At 57.6% G+C, this 4,190-nt stretch carries 5 protein-coding genes; 4 read left to right on the top strand and 1 reads right to left on the bottom strand.

Annotation, left to right across the window (positions count from 1 at the left end):
* Nucleotides 1-379 precede the first annotated feature (379 nt).
* Entirely contained in the window at nucleotides 380-1,609 is a 1,230-nt protein-coding gene (locus Q0288_RS03080; protein WP_299427013.1) for an aminopeptidase, read from the top strand.
* Between the two features lie 25 nt (nucleotides 1,610-1,634).
* Here Q0288_RS03080 and Q0288_RS03075 read toward each other — a convergent pair whose 3' ends face one another.
* Nucleotides 1,635-2,093: a regulatory protein RecX gene (locus Q0288_RS03075; protein ID WP_299427010.1), complete on the bottom strand. Its 459-nt coding sequence runs from the start codon at nucleotides 2,091-2,093 to the stop codon at nucleotides 1,635-1,637.
* Between the two features lie 170 nt (nucleotides 2,094-2,263).
* On the opposite strand from Q0288_RS03075, the gene Q0288_RS03070 reads away from it, so the two are divergent.
* The 3 genes from Q0288_RS03070 (at nucleotide 2,264) to Q0288_RS03060 (ending at nucleotide 3,958) form a co-directional block, all read left to right on the top strand.
* The gene (locus Q0288_RS03070) at nucleotides 2,264-2,974 is read left to right on the top strand and encodes a metallophosphoesterase (RefSeq protein WP_299427007.1); all 711 of its coding nucleotides are present in this window, start codon (nucleotides 2,264-2,266) and stop codon (nucleotides 2,972-2,974) included.
* A 128-nt stretch (nucleotides 2,975-3,102) separates the two neighbouring features.
* Nucleotides 3,103-3,387, top strand: coding sequence for an Lrp/AsnC ligand binding domain-containing protein (locus tag Q0288_RS03065; protein ID WP_299427004.1), 285 nt, complete (start codon nucleotides 3,103-3,105; stop codon nucleotides 3,385-3,387).
* Nucleotides 3,388-3,394: 7 nt separating this feature from the next.
* Entirely contained in the window at nucleotides 3,395-3,958 is a 564-nt protein-coding gene (locus Q0288_RS03060) for a CPBP family intramembrane glutamic endopeptidase (protein ID WP_299427001.1), read from the top strand.
* The last annotated feature ends 232 nt before the right edge of the window (nucleotides 3,959-4,190 follow it).

Here is a 4,190-nt window from a genome sequence, read left to right as displayed (position 1 = left end):
CTTAGCTGGGTAGTTGCATGAATACCTCTTCTAAAGGGGGTCTATGGCCTTTTGGCTATCGACTATGGACTAAAGAAAAACTCGAGGCCAACACCTCGAGAAAAGCCCAAGCGCAGGGGTAAAAGCCGCGCTCGAGCCTAGCCGCACCACCAGCGCTGGTGGTGCCACTTGTAGCTGCGGGGGGTACGGCGTCGCATGACTGCCTCGAGGGTAGCAAGCAGGGTTACCCTTCGTCAAGCTGGGCTGGAACACCCATGCCTGGGAGGGGCTGCCACCTGCAGCAGCAGGCCGGTTCTGGTATGGCTTATCGCTCCTGTACGGTGAGTAAGCTGCCACGATATGAACCTTAGGTCACGCAAAGTACGGTAGAGTTTTTGGGATGGAACATTTAGAACATCCTCTCGATCAACTGGCTAAAGTTGCGGTTCAGGTGGGGCTGGGGCTCCGGGAAGGCCAGGAACTGGTCATCACTGCTCCCATCGAAGCCGTGCCACTGGCGCGAAAAATCACCGAGCAGGCCTACCGGGCCGGAAGCCCCCTGGTAACGGTCTTGTATGACGACGATGCGGGCAACCTGCTGCGCTACCAGCACGCACCCGAAGCCTCCTTCGACAAAACCCAGAAATGGCTATTTAACGGGATGGCAGATGCCTTCCAGGACGGTGCTGCCCGTCTGCACATCGCTGGCAACGATCCCAGTCTGCTTAAGGGCCAGAATCCCGAGTCGGTTGCGAGGGCTAACCGCGCCCGTTCGATGTCCTACAAAAGGGTCATAGACCTGATCACTACCCATCATATCAACTGGACCATCGTCGCTTTTGCCCAACCGGCCTGGGCTCGCACGGTGTTTCCCAACGACCCCCAGGAAGTGGCGGTTGACAAGCTCTGGGATGCCATTTTCAAGGCATCTCGACTGGACACCCCCGACCCCGTTGTAGCCTGGGCCGCCCACAATCAGAACCTGCATAATCGAGTGCAGTATCTCAACGAAAGGCGCTACCAGGCCTTGCATTTCAAGGGGCCCGGCACCGACCTGGTGGTGGGTCTGGCCGACGATCACCAGTGGGCTGGGGGTGCGGTTAAAGCCAAAAATGGTCTGATCTGCAACCCCAACATTCCCACCGAGGAAGTCTTCACCGCCCCCCACAAAGACCGAATCGAGGGTTATGTCCGTAGCACCAAACCGCTCTCGTACCAGGGCAGTCTGCTGGAAGACATTCAGGTTCGATTTGAAAAAGGCCGCATTGTTGAGGCCAGGGCCAGAAGTGGGGCCGATGTCCTGAACCAGGTGCTGCAAACCGATGAGGGTGCTCGCAGCCTGGGCGAGGTGGCCCTGGTGCCGCATTCGTCGCCTATCTCCCAGAGCGGCCTGCTCTTCTACAACACCCTCTTCGACGAGAACGCGGCCAGTCACATTGCGCTGGGCCAGGCCTACAGCCAGTGCTTTTTGGGCGGGAACAATCTAACCTCCGAGGAACTCGCAGCCAGAGGAGCTTGTAGCAGCCTGATCCACATTGACTGGATGATCGGCTCGAGCGAAGTAGATGTGGACGGCATCAGCCAGTCCGGGCAGGCCGAGCCGCTAATGCACGGCGGCGAGTGGGTTTGAGCTGGTGGGCTGAGGGTACTCGAGCCTATGACTCTACAGTCTGCTCTTTGTAGCGTTCCCAGGCCGCAAGCGCGTTGCCCAGAGCGTAGCCCCGGTTCGCAAGGAAGCGTATAGCCCTGGGCTTCTGGCCTCTGTGGCGACTTTGGTAACGATCCAGCAAGGCGACTGCTTCTTCAACCGGGTCATTCTGCAATTCCTGCTCAGCCAGAACCTGGTCTATGGTGCTGCGAGCAACGCCCTTATCCAGCAGCGCCTTACGCAGTTTGGCCGCTCCCCACCTGCCCGCATAAAGCCGGGCATAGCCTTCGGCGTACTTCTGGTCGTCGAGGTAGCCCAGGCTCTTGACCCGCTGCAACACCACCCCTACCACCTCCGGCCTGGCCCTTCGAGCTAGTCTTTGACGCAACACCGACTCCGAGCAGGCTCGCGCACCCAACACCCGCACCGCATATAGAAACAGTTGGTCGGGGGTCTCGTCCTTCATCCATCCGATTATGCCACAGGCGTAATGAAACTTGTAAGCTGCGATGGGTTTTCTGTAAACCTTCCAGGTCTGTTCAGCGCGACACTTGACGCTCGGGCCTGAACCCTAGACACTAGACACGGCTGTCTGATTTTCCCTGACCCGGGTCTCGGGGACCCTGAAGCCTGCTTATGCGCGTCTTCGCCATTGCCGACATCCACCTGTCCAAAGCCTTTCCCAAGCCCATGAATATCTTTGGAACCGAATGGGACGGGCATCCCGAAGTTGTTTTCCAGGAGTGGCGCAACACGGTAGATGAAAAGGATCTGGTGATCATAGCAGGGGATATCTCCTGGGCCTTAAAACTGCCTGAAGCCCTGGTGGATCTGGCCGATATCGCACAATTACCCGGCACCAAAATCCTTTTGCGGGGCAACCACGACTACTGGTGGCCCTCCATCACCCGTTTGAGGCAAATGCTTCCCCCGCGCATGCATGCCCTGCAGCACGACTCGCTTATCATTGGCAACCTTGCAATAGCTGGAAGCCGGGGCTGGGACACCCCAGGAAGTTACAATTTCAGCCCGGAAGACGAAAAAATTTATAAGCGGGAAGTCGAGCGGCTGGCGCTCTCCCTCAAAACCATTCAGGGCCGGGAATACGAGTACCTGATTCTAGCCATGCACTATCCGCCCTATGGCCCCACCGGCGGCCCCACCGGCTTTACGGAGCTGATAGATCAGTACCGGCCCACCTGTGTGGTCTACGGACACCTGCACGGGGCTGATCCGCAAAGGTTGCCCCAGGAGTGGAAGGGGATCCCCTTACATTTTGTCTCCGCCGATGTGGTGCGGTTCAAGCCCCAACTAATTCTTCACACCTCCCCTCAGACCCCCGCATAGTTGACCAGGAATTCGGGTCGCACGGTCGGCTGAAGGGTCAGAAAAGATAGACGTATGGCCTTCGAATTTCCGCCTTCGGCGAACGAAGGCCTGCTGCAGGGCGTATGTTTGTGGAGTATCATCCAGGCATGATTACTGCTTTTGTCCTGATCCAGACCTGCCGCGAATCCACCGCCGAGACTGCTGAGTCGGTAGCTGACATTCCGGGGGTGGCTGAGGTGTATTCAGTTACCGGGGAGTGGGATTTAGTAGCCATACTGAGCTTCAAGGACTTTGAGCAACTCGACGATATCGTAACCCTGGGCTTGCGTAAGCTAAAGGGTATTGAGCGCACTCAAACCCTGCTTGCGTTTAGAGCCTATTCGCGCAAATTGCTCGAGCAGGGCTTCAATATCGGTAGTGAAGGGCCTTGAAGACAGCATGTTTCGCTTGTTCATGCTGATCCAGCTTGGGCTCTTGCTGGTAGGCCTGGTCTGGATGAGCCTGGCAGGCTATTCTGCCATCCAGAGCCCCCATCCGCTGCGGGATATCGTGGCTTTTTTGCTGTTGTTTTCTGGACTGATCGGGCTTGAACTCCTGTTTTCACGCCTGTTCCCCAGCAGCTTCCGGGCCTCCGAAGCCTTACACGGCCAGCTTGGGGCAGTGATGCGCTCCCAGGGCATCAGCCACCATCAGGCTTTGCTGCTGGCCCTGGCTTCCGGCGTGGGTGAGGAGGTGTTTTTTCGCGGAGCTCTACAAAACGCCTTGTTTGGCGGTTGGTTGGGAGTACTGCTCCAGGCTATGGTGTTTACGGCACTCCATCCGGTGCCTGACCGCCGAGCCTGGGCCTATCCGCTTTTTATTTTCTGTGGTGGTCTGATGTTCGGTACAGCCTATTTGCTCACCGGAAGCCTGATTCCCGGCATACTGGCGCACTACCTCCACAACGCCAGGGGTTTTTATCAGTTGTTGGAACAACAAGGGGAGCAAGGGCGGCGAGCTTAGGGCGGTTTCAGGGAGTCTCGCGGTGCATCCGTAACCGAAAACTCCACCGGGGAGGCAGTTCGCCCTCGGGAGCGTGAAGGCGCGAAGCAAATCAGTTTTAGTACGCGTTGCTTTGTGAGCTGATCAACCCCTTCGGGGCCTCGAGTGAGGTGGAAGGTTATCTGGATCAGGCTGGTATGATATCCGATTCGGTCTAACCCGACCGAAGGGAGACGCTTTTTTCGCCGACCGT

Source organism: uncultured Meiothermus sp. (genome assembly GCF_937863175.1).
Lineage (GTDB): Bacteria > Deinococcota > Deinococci > Deinococcales > Thermaceae > Meiothermus.
The sequence above is the reverse complement of the archived record's forward strand: the minus strand, read 5'-3'. Positions and strand labels throughout refer to the sequence as shown.

Coding starts and splice junctions, on each gene's coding strand:
- Q0288_RS03065 (WP_299427004.1), top strand. CDS start 3,103: ATGATTACTGCTTTTGTCCTGATCCAGACCTGCCGCGAATCCACCGCC.
- Q0288_RS03070 (WP_299427007.1), top strand. CDS start 2,264: ATGCGCGTCTTCGCCATTGCCGACATCCACCTGTCCAAAGCCTTTCCC.
- Q0288_RS03060 (WP_299427001.1), top strand. CDS start 3,395: ATGTTTCGCTTGTTCATGCTGATCCAGCTTGGGCTCTTGCTGGTAGGC.
- Q0288_RS03075 (WP_299427010.1), bottom strand. CDS start 2,093: ATGAAGGACGAGACCCCCGACCAACTGTTTCTATATGCGGTGCGGGTG.
- Q0288_RS03080 (WP_299427013.1), top strand. CDS start 380: ATGGAACATTTAGAACATCCTCTCGATCAACTGGCTAAAGTTGCGGTT.